Source organism: Micrococcus sp. CH7, from assembly GCF_001595485.1.
Lineage (GTDB): Bacteria > Actinomycetota > Actinomycetes > Actinomycetales > Micrococcaceae > Micrococcus > Micrococcus luteus.
This window is the reverse complement of record NZ_LOSQ01000032.1, coordinates 1-1,626: the sequence shown is the minus strand read 5'-3', so window position 1 is coordinate 1,626 and position 1,626 is coordinate 1. Positions and strand designations below refer to the sequence as shown.

Sequence of the window (1,626 nt, the reverse complement as noted above, 5' to 3'; positions counted from 1 at the left end):
TCGGGATGGTTCGGGCGGTTAGTATCACCGGCTCAGCATGGGCGGTTCTTCACTGGTACGGGAATATCAACCCGTTGTCCATCGACTACGCCTGTCGGCCTCGCCTTAGGTCCCGACTTACCCAGGGCAGATTAGCTTGACCCTGGAACCCTTAGTCATCCGGCGGACGGGTTTCTCACCCGTCTTTCGCTACTCATGCCTGCATTCTCACTCGTCCACAATCCACCAGAAGTTACCCGCTGGCTTCACCTCGTGAACGACGCTCCCCTACCCATCCAGCAAAACTGAATGCCACGGTTTCGGCGGTGTACTTGAGCCCCGCTACATTGTCGGCGCGGAATCACTTGACCAGTGAGCTATTACGCACTCTTTCAAGGGTGGCTGCTTCTAAGCCAACCTCCTGGTTGTCTCAGCAACTCCACATCCTTTCCCACTTAGCACACGCTTAGGGGCCTTAACCGGTGGTCTGGGCTGTTTCCCTCTCGACTATGAAGCTTATCCCCCACAGTCTCACTGCCACGCTCTCACTTCCCGGCATTCGGAGTTTGGCTGAAGTCAGTAACCTTGTAGGGCCCATCGTCCATCCAGTAGCTCTACCTCCGGGAAGAAACACGTGACGCTGCACCTAAATGCATTTCGGGGAGAACCAGCTATCACGGAGTTTGATTGGCCTTTCACCCCTACCCACAGCTCATCCCCTCCATTTTCAACTGAAGTGGGTTCGGTCCTCCACGCGCTCTTACACGCGCTTCAACCTGGCCATGGGTAGATCACTCCGCTTCGGGTCTAGGACACGCGACTCAATCGCCCTATTCAGACTCGCTTTCGCTACGGCTTCCCCACACGGGTTAACCTCGCCACGTATCACTAACTCGCAGGCTCATTCTTCAAAAGGCACGCTGTCACCCCACAAGGAGGCTCCAACGGTTTGTAGGCACATGGTTTCAGGTACTATTTCACTCCCCTCCCGGGGTACTTTTCACCATTCCCTCACGGTACTGATCCGCTATCGGTCAACAGGTAGTATTCAGGCTTACCAGGTGGTCCTGGCAGATTCACACGGGATTCCTCGGGCCCCGTGCTACTCGGGCAACCCCCCAACAGCGGCGGAACACATTTCGACTACGGGACTCTCACCCTCTACGGTCCAGCATCCACACTGGTTCGTCTATATGCCCGCACCTCACTGCGCCATGCCGGCAGACAGGACAAGGAGGGGCCCACAACACCGCACATGCAACCCCTGCCGGGTATCACACACATACGGTTTAGCCCCATCCGCGTTCGCTCGCCACTACTAACGGAATCACTTTTGTTTTCTCTTCCTGTGGGTACTGAGATGTTTCACTTCCCCACGTTCCCTCCACCCGGTCTATGTGTTCAACCGGGGGTCACACGACACGTCGTGCGGGGTTTCCCCATTCGGAAATCCTGGTCTCAACGTCCGGTTATCGACTCCACCAGGCTTATCGCAGATTCCCACGTCCTTCTTCGGCTCCTGTTGCCAAGGCATCCACCATGCGCCCTTGGAAACTTTCACACACAATGAAAGTCCTCAAATGAGCAATATCTAACTAAGATGTCATTCTCGGCATCACCACACCTCACACACCACCCCAGGGGGGA

The 1,626-nt window shown here is 55.8% G+C and carries 1 rRNA gene; it reads right to left on the bottom strand.

Features of this window, described 5'->3' with window-relative positions:
• Nucleotides 1-1,540, bottom strand: a 23S ribosomal RNA gene (locus AUV08_RS08960); the annotation flags it as partial.
• Nucleotides 1,541-1,626: the final 86 nt, after the last annotated feature.